At 59.8% G+C, this 13,700-nt stretch carries 15 protein-coding genes; 4 read left to right on the top strand and 11 right to left on the bottom strand.

The features are described 5' to 3' along the window. Nucleotides 1-61: 61 nt before the first annotated feature. Complete coding sequence (locus tag JFU47_RS12465; protein ID WP_201183292.1) at nucleotides 62-1,579, bottom strand: ATP-binding protein; 1,518 nt, start codon at nucleotides 1,577-1,579, stop codon at nucleotides 62-64. Continuing rightward, nucleotides 1,576-2,292, bottom strand: coding sequence for a response regulator transcription factor (locus JFU47_RS12460; RefSeq protein WP_123365373.1), 717 nt, complete (start codon nucleotides 2,290-2,292; stop codon nucleotides 1,576-1,578). Before JFU47_RS12460 ends, JFU47_RS12465 begins: the two co-directional genes overlap by 4 nt. Nucleotides 2,293-2,443: 151 nt before the next feature. Here JFU47_RS12460 and msrB point away from each other — a divergent pair, with 151 nt between their 5' ends. From msrB to msrA, 3 genes are read left to right on the top strand one after another with little or no spacing between them, the layout of a single operon-like run. Next, complete coding sequence (gene msrB, locus JFU47_RS12455; protein WP_201183290.1) at nucleotides 2,444-2,962, top strand: peptide-methionine (R)-S-oxide reductase MsrB; 519 nt, start codon at nucleotides 2,444-2,446, stop codon at nucleotides 2,960-2,962. A 42-nt stretch (nucleotides 2,963-3,004) separates the two neighbouring features. After that, nucleotides 3,005-4,780: a cytochrome c biogenesis protein DipZ gene (locus tag JFU47_RS12450; RefSeq protein WP_201183288.1), complete on the top strand. Its 1,776-nt coding sequence runs from the start codon at nucleotides 3,005-3,007 to the stop codon at nucleotides 4,778-4,780. 58 nt (nucleotides 4,781-4,838) lie between these two features. Continuing rightward, the gene (msrA, locus tag JFU47_RS12445) at nucleotides 4,839-5,546 is read left to right on the top strand and encodes a peptide-methionine (S)-S-oxide reductase MsrA (protein WP_201183286.1); all 708 of its coding nucleotides are present in this window, start codon (nucleotides 4,839-4,841) and stop codon (nucleotides 5,544-5,546) included. A gap of 19 nt (nucleotides 5,547-5,565) precedes the next feature. Here the strand turns inward: msrA and JFU47_RS12440 are convergent, their stop codons facing one another. Both JFU47_RS12440 and JFU47_RS12435 read right to left on the bottom strand, forming a co-directional pair. Beyond that, entirely contained in the window at nucleotides 5,566-6,579 is a 1,014-nt protein-coding gene (locus tag JFU47_RS12440) for a sensor domain-containing diguanylate cyclase (protein WP_201183284.1), read from the bottom strand. A 75-nt stretch (nucleotides 6,580-6,654) separates the two neighbouring features. Continuing rightward, entirely contained in the window at nucleotides 6,655-7,560 is a 906-nt protein-coding gene (locus JFU47_RS12435) for a LysR family transcriptional regulator (protein WP_201183275.1), read from the bottom strand. Nucleotides 7,561-7,662: 102 nt separating this feature from the next. Here JFU47_RS12435 and JFU47_RS12430 point away from each other — a divergent pair, with 102 nt between their 5' ends. Next, nucleotides 7,663-8,838: an aspartate aminotransferase family protein gene (locus tag JFU47_RS12430; RefSeq protein ID WP_140893430.1), complete on the top strand. Its 1,176-nt coding sequence runs from the start codon at nucleotides 7,663-7,665 to the stop codon at nucleotides 8,836-8,838. A gap of 8 nt (nucleotides 8,839-8,846) precedes the next feature. Here the strand turns inward: JFU47_RS12430 and JFU47_RS12425 are convergent, their stop codons facing one another. From JFU47_RS12425 to JFU47_RS12395, 7 genes are all read right to left on the bottom strand, one after another. Continuing rightward, the gene (locus tag JFU47_RS12425; RefSeq protein WP_140683793.1) at nucleotides 8,847-9,101 is read right to left on the bottom strand and encodes a Txe/YoeB family addiction module toxin; all 255 of its coding nucleotides are present in this window, start codon (nucleotides 9,099-9,101) and stop codon (nucleotides 8,847-8,849) included. Next, a complete protein-coding gene (locus JFU47_RS12420; protein ID WP_134096615.1) occupies nucleotides 9,098-9,352 on the bottom strand; it encodes a type II toxin-antitoxin system prevent-host-death family antitoxin in 255 nt (84 codons plus the stop codon). The genes JFU47_RS12425 and JFU47_RS12420 overlap by 4 nt, the downstream gene beginning before the upstream one ends. A gap of 124 nt (nucleotides 9,353-9,476) precedes the next feature. Further along, nucleotides 9,477-9,962: a bleomycin resistance protein gene (locus tag JFU47_RS12415; protein ID WP_242485116.1), complete on the bottom strand. Its 486-nt coding sequence runs from the start codon at nucleotides 9,960-9,962 to the stop codon at nucleotides 9,477-9,479. Between the two features lie 25 nt (nucleotides 9,963-9,987). After that, nucleotides 9,988-10,491: an adenylate kinase gene (locus JFU47_RS12410; protein ID WP_201183273.1), complete on the bottom strand. Its 504-nt coding sequence runs from the start codon at nucleotides 10,489-10,491 to the stop codon at nucleotides 9,988-9,990. Nucleotides 10,492-10,648: 157 nt separating this feature from the next. After that, nucleotides 10,649-12,571, bottom strand: a complete 1,923-nt coding sequence (locus JFU47_RS12405) for an alkaline phosphatase D family protein (RefSeq protein ID WP_201183271.1) — start codon at nucleotides 12,569-12,571, stop codon at nucleotides 10,649-10,651. Between the two features lie 78 nt (nucleotides 12,572-12,649). After that, on the bottom strand, nucleotides 12,650-12,913 hold the full coding sequence (locus tag JFU47_RS12400) for a hypothetical protein (RefSeq protein ID WP_201183269.1): 264 nt from the start codon (nucleotides 12,911-12,913) through the stop codon (nucleotides 12,650-12,652). Beyond that, entirely contained in the window at nucleotides 12,903-13,691 is a 789-nt protein-coding gene (locus JFU47_RS12395) for an MlaA family lipoprotein (RefSeq protein WP_201183267.1), read from the bottom strand. The genes JFU47_RS12400 and JFU47_RS12395 overlap by 11 nt, the downstream gene beginning before the upstream one ends. Nucleotides 13,692-13,700 lie beyond the last annotated feature (9 nt).

The following is a 13,700-nucleotide window of genomic DNA, read 5'->3' as shown; positions in this document are numbered from 1 at the left end:
GCAGCGTCCTTGCCGAAATGGGAGCCGGGATATTAGCCGTTGCTGTGGTCCAGTCTGTCGACTATTTCCCCAGCGTATTCAGATTCATCGACCGAACCGCCAATTGCTCAGCCGTTTGCTGATCCACCGCCAACGAAAAGCGGAAGGTCGCGCCGCGGCCGGGAACATCAATCAGCTGGATCTCGCGGCCGTGCAATTGCAGGATCCGGTGCACGATCCGCAACCCCAGTCCGCCGTCACGCCGTGCGCCGCCAATGTTGAACGGGCGCAGGAACAGACCTTCGCGCAATTCGGCAGCAATGCCGGGACCGGTGTCGCTGACGGTCACTTCGATAAAAGGTCCTTGAGGGCGCAGGCTGAGCTCGATTTCTCCTCCTGGCGGGGTGTGGCGCAGGGCGTTGTCGAACAGGTTGGTGAGCACCCGCTCGATCAATCCAAGGTCGGCGCAGGCCGCCGAAACATTGGGTGCGAAGGTGGCCTTCAGCTCGACCTGGCGCGCTTCGGCCGTCAGTTCGAATTTCTGGAAAATGTCCTGCACCAGATCGGTCAGCGAGAAACGCTCCAGTACCGGTTGCACGAAGCCATGTTCCAGGCGCACCAGTTCCAGCAGCGATTGCGCCAGCCCACCCACCTTGCGGCTTTGATCCAGCGCGATGCCCAGGTAACGGCGGCGGTCGGCGGGTGACAACGTGGCGTCCTTGAGCGACAGGGTTTCCAGGTAACCGTGCAGCGAGGCCAGAGGCGTGCGCAGGTCGTGGGAGATGTTGGCTACCAGTTCACGGCGTTCCTGATCCTGACGGGTCAACGAACGCCATTGCTCGCCGAGGCGCGCCTGCATCTGCCGGAAGGTCGCATCGAGTATGGCAATTTCATCGTGGCTGGCGGCTTTTTCCACCGGGACGGATGCAGGCGGCGTTACCGGAGCGCCATCAATGTCGAACCGGCTGACGGTTTCGGTCAAACGGCGCAAAGGTCGGGTGATGAGGGCGAATGCCGTGAGACCGGCAATCAGGCACAGCAACGCCACCAGCCCGATGGACAACAGCGCGGTATTCAGGGCGGCGCTGGTGGCGCCGCGTTCGGCGAAGCGGTCATGCTCTTCGCTGAGCAGCACCACATAGAGAAAGCCCACCGGTTTTCCATTGACCTGCAATGGCGCGGCGCTGAACACTTTGCGGCCATCGACGCTGCGCGGATCGTCACCGAGAACCGGCAGGGCATCGCCATTGAGCAGACGCTTGATCGGCGCCAGGTCGACCCGCTCCCGGCGTATCCGACCCTCGGGCGCAGCACTGCCGACAATCCGGCCCTCGGGGTCGAGCAGATAGACCTCGACACTGGGATTGACCAGCATCAGTTGGCTGAACAGGTCGCGCACGGCGTCGGGCATCAGGCCTTTGGTGTCCATCAGCACGGTGTCATGGGCGATGTGCCGGGCCAGATCCCGCGACAACCCTTGCACCACTTCCAGCTCATGCATCTTGTTGGACCGCACCTGCATCCAGGCCGACGTGCCGCAGCACACCAACAGCAACACGGCGAACACGAGCGACAGGCGCTGAGTCAGGGTCAGTCTCACGGTTGCTCCTCCCTGGCCGCGAACTTGTAGCCTCGTCCCCACACCGTGAGGATGCGCGCCGGTTGCGCCGGATCGGCTTCGATCTTTGCCCGCAGGCGGTTGATGTGAGTGTTGACCGTGTGCTCGTAGCCTTCATGGCTGTAGCCCCAGACCGCGTTGAGCAGGTCCATGCGCGAGAACACTTTGCCGGGCTGGCGAGCAAAGAAATACAACAGGTCGAACTCCCGTGGCGTGAGGTCGAGGCGGCGACCGTCAAGGGACACATCGCGCGTGATCGGGTCGATGGAGAGGCCGTCCGTGATCAGGCTGCCGGCGTCCATTTTCAGGTTGCGGGCCATGGCGTCGACCCGTCGCAACAGCGCTTTGACCCGGGCCACCAGTTCGAGCATGGAAAAGGGTTTGGCCAGGTAATCGTCGGCGCCGAGTTCGAGCCCGAGAATCCGGTGCACTTCGCTGGAGCGCGCACTGGTAATGATGATCGGTGTGTAGCGGGCCATGGCGCGGGCACGGCGGCAGATTTCCAGGCCGTCCACGCCGGGCAGCATCAGGTCGAGGATCAGTGCGTCCCAGCTTCCTTGCTGCAGCAGTCGCATGCCTTCATCGCCGTCGGCGCAGTGCACCACCTCGAACTGCTCATCGCGTAGATGCAGGCAGATAAGGTCGGCGATATGCAGGTCGTCCTCGACCACGAGGACGCGTTTGGTCTGTTCCATCAAGCTCAATCCTTCGGCGCAATGAGCGCATTGTGCGGGTTTTCCGGGGCCTGAGTTATCACGAATTGTTTAACTTCTCGTGAGGATTTGGCGATCAACCCAAGCCTAGGCTGTGTTCCATAACAGGCACCTGGAATTTTCGGAGACGACCATGTTTTCACGGCGACAGTTTCTCGTAGCAAGCGGCGGGCTAGGCGCTGCAGCCCTGGTCATCGGTGTATTGCCAAAATTTGCCGCCAGTTCTGCGCTGGTCAGTGACGCCAGCGCGGCGGAGGTGTTCGAGGTGACTCACAGCGACAGCGAATGGCGCGCCATGCTCAGCGCCGAGCAGTACGAAATCCTGCGCGAAGAAGGCACTGAACGGGCCTACAGCAGCCCGCTGAACAACGAGCATCGTGAAGGTATTTTTGCCTGTGCCGGTTGCGATCTGCCGCTGTTTTCTTCCGCGACCAAGTTCGACAGCCGCACCGGTTGGCCGAGCTTCTGGGCACCGCTGGAGAAGGCTGTGGCCACTCGTCAGGACCGTTCCTTCGGGGTGCTGCGCGAAGAAGTCCACTGTCGGCGTTGTGGCGGTCATCTGGGCCATGTCTTTGACGATGGCCCCAAACCCACCGGCCTGCGCTACTGCATGAACGGCCTGGCGATGACTTTTGTGCCGAAGACGGCTTGATCCGCGGGTACTCCCTTTCACTCATTTTTGCAGGTCGACGTTATGTGGCTTCTGGTCCTCGCTTATCTCGGTGGTGTGCTGACGATTGTCAGCCCGTGCATCCTGCCGGTGCTGCCCTTTGTCTTCGCTCGCACCGGGCAGCCGTTCATGAAGAGCGGGTTGCCGCTATTGGCGGGCATGGCGCTGACCTTCGCACTCGTCGCCTCGCTGGCAGCGGTGGGCGGCGGTTGGGTGGTGCAAGTCAATCAGTACGGTCGCTGGCTCGCGTTGCTGTTCGTTGCACTGTTCGGGCTGACGCTGTTGCTGCCTCGATTGGCCGAACGTCTGACCCGGCCGCTGGTGGCTGCGGGCAGCCGGTTGTCGGAAGCCGCGGGCGCCGATGCACAGCCGCGTCCTGGCGCTTCGTTCCTGATCGGCGTCGCCACAGGCCTTCTCTGGGCTCCGTGCGCCGGGCCGATTCTGGGACTGTTGCTGACTGGCGCCGCGCTGCAAGGGGCAAGCATCGCAACCACCCTGTTGTTGCTGGCCTACGCCGCGGGTGCCGCAACTTCCCTCGCGGTGGCGCTGCTGCTGGGCGGTAAAGTCTTCGCGGCAATGAAGCGTTCCATCGGCGCTGGCGAGTGGCTGCGTCGAGGTCTGGGCGCAGCGATGCTGGCCGGTGTCGCGGCGATCGCCCTGGGGCTCGACACCGGGATTCTGGCGCGGATGTCGACGGCGTCCACCGGCGGTATCGAGCAGGCTTTGGTGGGACGGCTGGCCGGCCGATCACCGAATGTTAGCGGGGCAATGATGGCGCAGGTTCCGAGCTCGGGAAATGCAATGAAAGCGGCTGACAAAGCGCCGGGTACACTGCCGATTGAAGGCAAACTTCCACCGCTGGACGGCGCGGTGCAATGGCTAAACTCGCCACCCCTTACAGCGCAGGCCTTGAAAGGCAAAGTCGTGCTGGTGGATTTCTGGACTTACTCCTGCATCAACTGCCTGCGCTCGCTGCCGTATGTGAAGGCTTGGGCCGAGAAGTACCGCGATCAGGGATTGGTGGTGATTGGCGTCCATGCGCCCGAGTTTGCTTTCGAACGAGACGTAGGCAATGTCACCAAAGCGATGAAGGACCTGGGCATCAACTACCCGGTGGCCATCGATAATGACTTCAAGGTCTGGCGAGCTTTCAACAACCAATACTGGCCGGCCCACTATTTTGCCGATGCTCAAGGTCGCATCCGTTATCACCATTTTGGTGAGGGCGAGTACGCCGAATCGGAACGGGTGATCCAGCAACTGCTGCGCGAAGCAGGTGCCGCGAAGGTCGCGGACGGTCTGATCAATGCCAGCGCCGAGGGTGTTCAACTGGCCCCGGACATGAACGAAGTGCAATCGCCGGAAACCTATGTCGGCTACCAGCGTGCCGAGCATTTCGTGCCTGAAACCAGCCTGGTGGCGGACAAGGAGTCGGCCTATAGCGCTCCATCGCAATTAGCACTCAACGACTGGAGCCTGGACGGTCAATGGAATGTCGGCCCGGAACGGGCGACTTCAAGCGCGCCAGCCAGTCGCATCGTCTACCGCTTCCATGCCCGCGATCTGCACCTGGTGCTGGGGCCTGGCGCTGACGGTAAACCGGTGCGTTTCAAAGTGTTGGTTGACGGAAAAGTCCCCAGCGATGCCCACGGTACCGACGTGGCGCCCGACGGTAGCGGCAGCGTGACTGAACAACGCTTGTACCAATTGGTGCGCCAAACGGGCGGCGTGACGGATCGGACCTTCAGCATCGAGTTTCTCGATCCCGGAGTGTCGGCGTATGCGTTTACGTTCGGTTGATCGTCATTTCAGTCATTTCAGTCATTTCAGTCATTTCAGTCATTCAGGAGTCAGCCTCATGAAAACCCTATTCACCTGGCGCCGCACCCTGTTGGGCCTGGCCGCTGCTGGCGTCATCGGCCAATGCCTGGCGTTCTCCTTCGGTGCAGCGGAAGACTCGGTCATTATTCCTCCACCCACCCTCGACGAAACCACCCAGGTCGACAGCGAAAGGGCGGTCTTTGCCGGCGGTTGCTTCTGGGGCGTCCAAGGGGTGTTCCAGCATGTCAAAGGGGTGAAGAAAGCGGTCTCCGGTTATGCCGGCGGTGCAGCCAACACCGCTCAGTACGAGCGGGTCAGCAGTGGCGATACCGGTCATGCGGAATCCGTCGAAGTCACCTTCGACCCCCGTCAGGTCAGCTACGGCACCTTGCTGCAAATCTACTTCTCGGTGGCTCACAACCCTACCGAACTCAACCGTCAGGGACCTGACAGCGGCACTCAGTATCGCTCGGCGCTTTTCCCGGAAAACACTGAACAGCAACGTGTCGCCCAGGCCTACATCGCCCAGCTCGGCACCGCCCATTCGTTCAACAAACCCATTGTCACCAAGCTGGAGACCTACAACGGTTTCTACCCGGCCGAGGAGGAACATCAGGACTTTCTGACCGAGCATTCGACCTATCCGTACATTGTGATCAACGATCTGCCGAAGGTCGCGCAGTTGAAGCAGCTGTATCCGGATCGGTATCAGGAGAAACCGGTATTGGTGAAGGCGGGGATGTGAGAAGTGAAGGGCATAGCCCTTACCCCGAAATCACATTCTTGCCCGCGATCTTTGACCGATACAGTGCCTGATCGGCCCTGGCCAGCAGTCCGGTCTGTTGTTCTTCTTCAAAGCGCTGAACCACGCCAAAACTCATGGTCACTTGAAAGTCCCCCACTGGCAGCAGGCTTGCGAGGCCATGGCGGATACGTTCGGCGAGGGTCCGGGCGTCGGCGAGTGGTGTATTGGGAAGGATCATGATGAACTCATCGCCGCCCCAACGCGCAAGCAGATCGCCTTCACGCATACAGTGCTTCACGCTCTCGACCACCTGCACCAATGCCGCATCGCCTAGCGCATGGCCATAGTGATCGTTGATGTTCTTGAAGTCGTCGATGTCCATGGCGATCAGCGACAGCGGTTGTCGAAAGCGCTGGGCGCGTTCGCATTCCTGGGGCAGGGCCTTTTCCAGAAGATAGCGATTGGCGATTGAGGTCAGTGCGTCGGTTTCCGCCAGTTTGCGGTTTTCTTCGAGTTGGATTTGCAGTTGCTGATTGACGCGAGACAACTCTCGGGTGCGTTCTTCAACGATCGCTTCAAGGGATTGGTTGCGCCGCTCAAGCGCTTCGTACAGGCGCTTCTTGTCGTCGATGCTGCGGTGTGCGCCGACCATCCGCGCCACCGAGCCGTCGGCATTGCGTGCCAAAACGTAGCCACGGTCTTCGATCCAGGTATAGCTGCCATCCTGCATGCGGCAGCGATATTCAGCCTGATAGCCGGGGGCGCGCTGACTCAGGTAGTCATCGAACTGCGCCATGACCTGCAGGTAATCGTCGGGATGGATCACGTTTTCCCAGGTCAACACGTTGTTATTCAGGGAATGAGGCGGGTAGCCGAGCATCTCGTACCACCCGGGGTTGCGATAGACGAACCCGGTGTTGGCGTTCCAGTCCCAGATGCCGTCGCTGACCAGTTCCAGAATGGTGTGCAGCATGTCTTCGTTCAAATCCGACAGATTGAACTTCAACGGCTCGATATTCGACGCCTCACCCATCTCCGCACTCCCTGCTTCTCTGATATCTAAGTGACTCGCCTGTCGAGGAGATTAGTGCATGGGGTATTCGGTCGGCTAGTGCTTGCCCCATCTCTGCAAGGCAAAGTCGACGAAACTACGCAGTTTTGGCAAACGATAGCGATCCTGGGCATACATCAGGTTCATCGGTCGGCTCGGCGGCAGGTAATTCTGCATCAATGCCACCAGTTTCCCGTCCTTGAGGTCTTGCTCCATCAACGCATCAGGCAACACCACGATGCCCATGCCGGTTCGCGCCGCTTGATGAAGTCCTGCCGAACTGTTGATCAACATCGGTCCATTGACCGCTACCGCCACTTCGCCCTCGGGACCGGTCAGGCGCCAATGTTTTTCCACCGACTGCCAGTCATCCCCGGCCGGATAGGCAAAGGACAGACAGTCGTGGTGTTGCAGATCATCAGGTTTCTGCGGTGTGCCTTTGCGCGCCAGGTACTCCGGTGATGCACACATGGTCAGGCTGTAGTCGAGGAGTGGACGGGCGATCAGGTGGGTCTCCTCGGTATTGCCCAGGCGAAACGCCACGTCGAAACCGTTTTCGAGCAGGTCCGGACGGCGATTGGTGAGGACCACATCCAATTTGACGCGTGGACACAGCAGGGCAAATTCACTCAGGGCGGGTGCCAGTTTTTCGCTGCCGAACGTCAGCGGCGCGGTGATGCGTAGGGTGCCGCTCGGCTCGTCGAGGGCCTGCTCGGCCAGCCGTTCGGAATCGGCCACCAGCCCCCGCACTTCGAGGCAGCGTTGATAGTAGGCCGTGCCGAATTCCGTTAACCGCTGGCGTCGCGTCGTACGGTTGAGCAGACGCACACCCAGTCGTTGCTCCAACGCCCGCAAGTGATTGCCGACCATGGTGGTGGACATTTCGCACTGCAACGCGGCGGCGGTCATGCTGCCGGTTTCCACCACCCGCACGTAAACAGTCATTGCCTGGAACAAATCCATTATCAAGCCCAGCTTTAAAATGATTGAAGTGTTGCAGCGTTTATCTAGCTCAGGTGGCTAACCATACTGCAAAAACACCGACCATTGATGGAGCTTGATGTCATGACCGCCGCCTGCCTGATGAGCACTTACCAACCCTTGGCCTTGAGTTTCACCAAGGGTCTGGGCACGCGCCTGTGGGATCAGGCCGGTCGTGAATACCTGGACGCGGTGGCGGGCGTGGCAGTGACCAACGTCGGTCACTCCCATCCGAAAATCGTCTCGGCCATCAGCGAACAGGCCGGGTTGCTGTTGCACACTTCCAACCTCTACAGCATCGACTGGCAACAACGGCTGGCGCAGAAACTGACGCAATTGGCGGGCATGGAGCGAGCGTTCTTTAACAACTCCGGTGCCGAAGCCAACGAGACCGCGCTGAAACTCGCTCGGCTGTATGGCTGGCAAAAAGGCATAGAACAACCGCTGGTGGTGGTCATGGAGAACGCCTTTCACGGCCGGACCCTCGGCACTTTGTCCGCCAGTGATGGCCCGGCCGTGCGCCTGGGCTTCAACGAGTTGCCGGGGGATTTCGTCAAAGTGCCATTCGGCGACCTCAAGGCGCTGGACAAGGTGCAGCAAGCCCACGGCCCGCGCATCGTGGCGATCCTGATGGAGCCGATTCAGGGCGAAAGCGGTGTCCAAATGGCCCCGCCCGGTTACCTGAAAGCCATTCGCGAACGCTGCACTCGGCGCGCGTGGCTGCTGATGCTCGACGAAATCCAGACGGGCATCGGCCGCACCGGCCAGTGGTTTGCCTTTCAGCACGAAGGCATCGTTCCGGACGTCATGACCCTGGCCAAAGGCCTGGGCAACGGTATTCCCATCGGCGCCTGCCTGGCCCGAGGCAAAGCCGCCGACCTCTTCACCCCCGGCAGTCACGGCAGCACCTTCGGCGGTAATCCACTGGCGTGCCGCGTGGGTTGCACGGTGCTGGAGATCATCGAAGAACAACGGCTGCTGGAAAACGCCAAACTTCAGGGCGAGCGTCTGCTGGCCAGATTGCGCATTGAATTGGCGGACGACCCGAACGTATTGGCGATCCGCGGCCAGGGTTTAATGATCGGCATCGAACTCAAACAGCCGATTCGCGACCTGACCCTCATCGCCGCACGGGATCACGGCTTGCTGATCAACGTGACACGGGGCAAGACCATTCGCTTGCTGCCGCCGCTGACGATTGATGAGCGGGAGGTGGAGATGATTGTGAGAGGGGTTTGCCGGGCGGTGAGCGCGGCCTGAGACTTATCTCAGTAGTGGTATCTACACATCACGATGCGTATTTCACCGTCCTCGACTGCATAGACCAAGCGATGCTCGGCTGTAATCCGCCGCGACCAGAAGCCGCTCAAATTGTATTTGAGCGGTTCAGGTTTTCCGAGTCCATCGAACGGCTCGCGCTGGATTGATTTGATCAGCAGGTTGATTCGCTTGAGTCCTGCCTTATCGTTTTGTTGGAACCACAGATAGTCTTCCCAACCTTCAGGAGTGAACTCAATATTCATTCTTCGATGAGTTGCCTGGTTTTAGTTTTCCCTGCCCGCAGGTTGCCGATCGATTTGATCAGGCGTTCAGCATTAGCAGGGGAGCGAAGTAGATAGGCTGTCTCTTCGAGGGCGTTGTACTCCGCCAGAGACATCATCACCACGGGTTCGCCTTTCTGGCGAGTGACCAACAGTGGAGCGCGGTCTTCATTGACCCGATCCATGGTTTCGGCCAGATGTGCACGTGCGGTGGTGTAGTTGATGGTTTGCATGTTGTAGTCCTCGCTCGATGCAAAGAACGTACAGAAATGAGTACAGGATGACAAGGTGATACCTACGAGTGGTCGTTGCGCAGACGATGCATCCGCGCTTGTCCTGAGTATCGCCGAAGATTCTTCAAGACGTTTCCGTGATCGATGTAATCCCGATCCGATTTACTCGACATCCCTCGGCCCCCAAGTTTTTTGATCGCTCCCCCAAACTCTCCACCAGGCGAACCAGATAACCGTCCGGATCCTGCACCAGAAATTCACGCTGGCCGACTTCCACCGCATCGGCGCGATACCAGACATCGGTGCTTGGGCGAAACAGCGGCCATTCAACGTCGGCCAGGCGCTGGAGTATCGGCTCGACGACATCGACCGTGATTTGAAAGTTTATGCCTCGACCGAACGGTGCTTGCAGTGCGCCGGTCATCCACTGGCCTTCGGTCGGGTCGTATTGCTCCAACATGACCTGAACGCCGTTTTGATCGAGGTAGGCAAAACCGACTTCGGGACGTTCATAGGCGATTTGAAAACCGATCAGGGATGTCCAGAAGTGAAGGCTTTTCTTGATGTCCGTGACCATTAATTCGGGGACTAATTTGCTCCGTGCAAACATACGTATCCTTGGTAAACAGTGTGAGTTAGTTGGCTTGTATCACGGTGTTCGTGAATGTTGTGATTTCGGTTCGATCCCTGAGTTTGAGTTTCGAACCGCTAAATCCTTCGAACAGTTGCTGATGCGCGGCGAATCCACTGGACTCTTCGCGCGTACGATAGCTGCTGGCCCAGTCGACCAAAGCAATCAACAACTCGTCATTCTTGTCCCGCTGCGCCTCTCGCTGACGAATATTGGCAACACATTCCTCATCTTCAACACACAGCCAGATCAGTGCTGTCGCCCGGGGCAAGAGTTCGGTGACGATCCAGCCGTAAACGCCTTCGATCACCCAGCGCTCTTTACTGGCAAGCACCCGTGCCATGCCCAACGCCTCGGCGCGGGGGCGGGGGAAGCTGTGTTCATCGGACAACCAGTGAATCGTATCGAGATCGACCCACGGCACTTGCAGGTGCTTGGCCAGTCGTTCTGCCAGCCAGCTTTTGCCGGAGCCGGAGTTACCAATGATCAGGGTTCGGGTGAGGTTCATGAGCGACACCGATCAAATAATGAAATGGCTACCCCCACCGATCGTTCCCACGCTCTGCGTGGGAATGCAGCCCGGGACGCTCCGCGTCCCTTTCGAGAGCTGGAACGCGGAGCGTCCCTTGAGGCATTCCCACGCAGAGCGTGGGAACGATCAGCCTTCAGTCGTCATTCTCAGGCGCAACCATCCGCGTCTTCGGCGAACCGTTTGAGTTGTGCTGATAGATCTCCTGCGGCTGTCCCTTTTCATTAAAGAACACTTGCCCGATCCCCGCCGAATTCCACAGCCGTTCACCCGCTTCAGCATGTTCCGGGACATGCGGAACAATGCGCATGCGCCGGCGTTTGGTCAGCCAGTTCAGTGGCGAGCGGGGCGAGTAGAGCCAGCGGTTGAGGCGGTCGAACCACTCGAGCAGGGCGGGAGGGAATTCGTTTTTGATGCCACTGCTGGTGATCTGCCAGATTCGCGGGCCGGCCTTGCGGTGTCGGATCAGTACTTCGTAGACGAAGGAATAATGCACATCGCCCGACAGCACCACGTAATTACCGGGTGTACGCGAGTGTCGGAAAATATTCAGGATCACCTGGGCCGCACCGCGATGAGCCATCCAGTTTTCGGCGTCCACCAGCAGGGGATAACCGCACCAGCTGAAGACGCGCTGCACGGTTTCGATCAGTTTGACGCCGAAGATCGGTGCCGGCGAAACGATGATGGCCGAAGGGTGATCGAGCAGTTCCTGTTGCAGTTCGCTGAGGGCTTCCCAGTCCAGCAAACCCGAAGGCTGCTTGAGGTTCATCTCGCTGCGCCAGCGCCGGGTGCGGGTGTCGAGCACCACGATGGCCGGGCGGGTGGGCAGCACGTAATGCCAGTTCTGAAATCTCAGCAGTTGGTCAATCAACTCGTCCTGAATGTCACTGTCGAGGTAGCGGTCATGCCCGGTCGCGCTCAATCCGCTGGCCTTCTCCAGCACAGCGCCGAACGCATCCGGGTTGTTGCCCCAGCCTTGGCACAGCATATAAGCAATCAGTGCGTTGCCGATGATGCGCCTGGAGAACGGATGGCCGTAGGCCGTTTCCTCCCATTGCGCGGAAAGATTCCAGTCATCGGTAATATCGTGATCGTCGAAAATCATCAGGCACGGCAGGTGCGCGAGTGCTCGGGCGACGCCTCCCAGACCGGCCTTGAAACCATCGATGCGCGTCTGCTCAAGCGCATAACGCTCGCGTCGTTCAGGTGTCAGTGCCGGCGGTTGCGGGGCGATCAATGTCCAGGGTGTTGGCGACCAGACCAGCAGGTACATGGCCATGACTTCGGCAAACGTCACCAGATGGTTGTCGGCACTGCTGCTGGTGAAAATCGGCTTACGCGCCCCACCGAAAAATCGCTCGCGCAGGGTTTCGTTGCTCTCCAGCGCCGGTAACAAATCCGCGCGATGGTAGTAGCTGGCGGGGTGCTCGTAGAGTTTGGCGCTGTCGCTGACCACTGCGCCTTCGAGGTGCTCTTCGAACAGACCAAGTCGCTTGATCAAGGCATGGATGGCTCGCAGCATCGGCCCCGCGACATCGTCGGCATACACCTGATCGCCACTCATCATCAACAGCGCCGGACGTTTGTGTGCGTCCGGCTCCGCCTCCAACAAACGATCGACGCACAGCAAACCGTCCGGGGCTGGATGGTGAGGTTTGCGGCAAGAACCATGCAGCAGATGATCGGCCCGTTTACGCAGGACAAAGTTTGGGCAACGGGCGTCTCCGTACAGCAAGTGCGGGGCCCAATCGGCGATGCCTGCGCCAGCGTCGTCAATCAACAGGTCGTATTCGATTAACGTGTCGCAGGGCAGGGCGGCGTCCAGCGACACATCGATCAAATGAACAAAGGCCTGGGTGCCCACCGCAATGACCGTGCACTGACTCGCGTCGAGGTGAATGGCGTCGCGATCTTGCAGGCGCAACCTCAGCGACAATGCCCGCGACCCCACCAGCCACATCACCAACCGCGTGGGCTCCAGACGCCGCAACAGCGGCCCGACCAGGACAGGGGGCAGGGATTGATGATCGTCAGGCAGCGGCAAAGACATGGACATCCAGGTTCTTGGAACAGAGAAGCGCGGGATGATAACGCAGCTGAGGTCAATGAATTGCAACTGGCTCGAATCCGACAGTCAAGACAACAGCTCGCTGTCCGCCTTCATTTCCTCCGTCTCGCCATTGGCCACAAGCCAGCGAAACAGCTCTGTCACGGACACCGTGTGGCTACGCTCAATCCAGCGCACCAGCGCCGGGCCGTAGTGTTCGGTGTAGCGGCTGAGCACCAGATGGCGACAGTCCGCTGACAGGCGCAGGGTGATTTCCCGACAGTGCAGAGTGGCCGGGTCGTGCTGGATGACCCGTTGCTGCAGAGTCAGGCCATTGCCTTCAGAAACCATCGGCCGGTGCTCCTGTGCATTGATGTTTGGTTGTCTGCGCCGAGCCTTGTTTGCCATCGGCGATGTAAGCGGCACGATGCTCGGCAACCACGTTGCGTAACGCGCTGTAGTAGTCCGGCAGTTTTTGCAGGCTGTCGGTCAGCGGTAAGGCTTCTGCGCGGCCATCGACGAAGCCGCCGACCGTGTTGATCGTGGACAGCGTGTCCACGGTGTCGCTGTTGCTGCCAAACGGATCGACCACAAAACCGAGCACGCGGCCGACGGCGTCGCGGCTGTTGGAAGTGCCAAGCAATGGCAACTCGACGATCGGCCCGTTGCCGATGCCCCACACGCCGAACGTCTGGCCGAAGTCCGCGTCGTGACGCGGGATGCCGGCCATGCCGGAGACATCGATCAAGCCCACTACACCGACCGTGGTGTTCAGCACGAAACGCCCCAGCGTATTGGCCGAGCGCATCGGGTTGCCTTGCAGCAGGTCATTGATGAACACCTTGGGCTCGCCGAAGTTCGCCACAAAGTTATGCACACCGGTCTGGAAAAAGTCCGGCGAGTAGCGATAGCCGCGAGCGACCGGCGCCAGCGCATAGTCGTCGACCACCCGGTTAAACGCGAAGACCCCACGATTGAACGGTTCCGCCGGGTCGTACACCGAATAGGCGATGTCGGCGCAACTCACATCGGTGGACGACGGCTGACTGCTGCAACCCGCCAACCCGGCGGCCAGGACGGCAACCGAGGTGTTGCGGGTCAGCCAGGGAACATATTTGAAAGGCAACATGGACGCGAT

Source organism: Pseudomonas sp. TH39(2020) (assembly GCF_016650715.1).
GTDB classification, from domain to species: Bacteria; Pseudomonadota; Gammaproteobacteria; order Pseudomonadales; family Pseudomonadaceae; genus Aquipseudomonas; species Aquipseudomonas mandelii_C.
The sequence above is the reverse complement of the archived record's forward strand: the minus strand, read 5'-3'. Positions and strand labels throughout refer to the sequence as shown.

What these genes read in the sequence shown, in the direction of transcription:
- JFU47_RS12460 (WP_123365373.1), bottom strand. Translation starts at nt 2,292, where the DNA reads ATGGAACAGACCAAACGCGTCCTCGTGGTCGAGGACGACCTGCATATC.
- msrA (WP_201183286.1), top strand. Translation starts at nt 4,839, where the DNA reads ATGAAAACCCTATTCACCTGGCGCCGCACCCTGTTGGGCCTGGCCGCT.
- JFU47_RS12430 (WP_140893430.1), top strand. Translation starts at nt 7,663, where the DNA reads ATGACCGCCGCCTGCCTGATGAGCACTTACCAACCCTTGGCCTTGAGT.
- JFU47_RS12395 (WP_201183267.1), bottom strand. Translation starts at nt 13,691, where the DNA reads ATGTTGCCTTTCAAATATGTTCCCTGGCTGACCCGCAACACCTCGGTT.
- JFU47_RS12425 (WP_140683793.1), bottom strand. Translation starts at nt 9,101, where the DNA reads ATGAATATTGAGTTCACTCCTGAAGGTTGGGAAGACTATCTGTGGTTC.
- JFU47_RS12435 (WP_201183275.1), bottom strand. Translation starts at nt 7,560, where the DNA reads ATGGATTTGTTCCAGGCAATGACTGTTTACGTGCGGGTGGTGGAAACC.
- JFU47_RS12410 (WP_201183273.1), bottom strand. Translation starts at nt 10,491, where the DNA reads ATGAACCTCACCCGAACCCTGATCATTGGTAACTCCGGCTCCGGCAAA.
- msrB (WP_201183290.1), top strand. Translation starts at nt 2,444, where the DNA reads ATGTTTTCACGGCGACAGTTTCTCGTAGCAAGCGGCGGGCTAGGCGCT.
- JFU47_RS12405 (WP_201183271.1), bottom strand. Translation starts at nt 12,571, where the DNA reads ATGTCCATGTCTTTGCCGCTGCCTGACGATCATCAATCCCTGCCCCCT.
- JFU47_RS12400 (WP_201183269.1), bottom strand. Translation starts at nt 12,913, where the DNA reads ATGGTTTCTGAAGGCAATGGCCTGACTCTGCAGCAACGGGTCATCCAG.
- JFU47_RS12420 (WP_134096615.1), bottom strand. Translation starts at nt 9,352, where the DNA reads ATGCAAACCATCAACTACACCACCGCACGTGCACATCTGGCCGAAACC.
- JFU47_RS12450 (WP_201183288.1), top strand. Translation starts at nt 3,005, where the DNA reads ATGTGGCTTCTGGTCCTCGCTTATCTCGGTGGTGTGCTGACGATTGTC.
- JFU47_RS12440 (WP_201183284.1), bottom strand. Translation starts at nt 6,579, where the DNA reads ATGGGTGAGGCGTCGAATATCGAGCCGTTGAAGTTCAATCTGTCGGAT.
- JFU47_RS12415 (WP_242485116.1), bottom strand. Translation starts at nt 9,962, where the DNA reads ATGTTTGCACGGAGCAAATTAGTCCCCGAATTAATGGTCACGGACATC.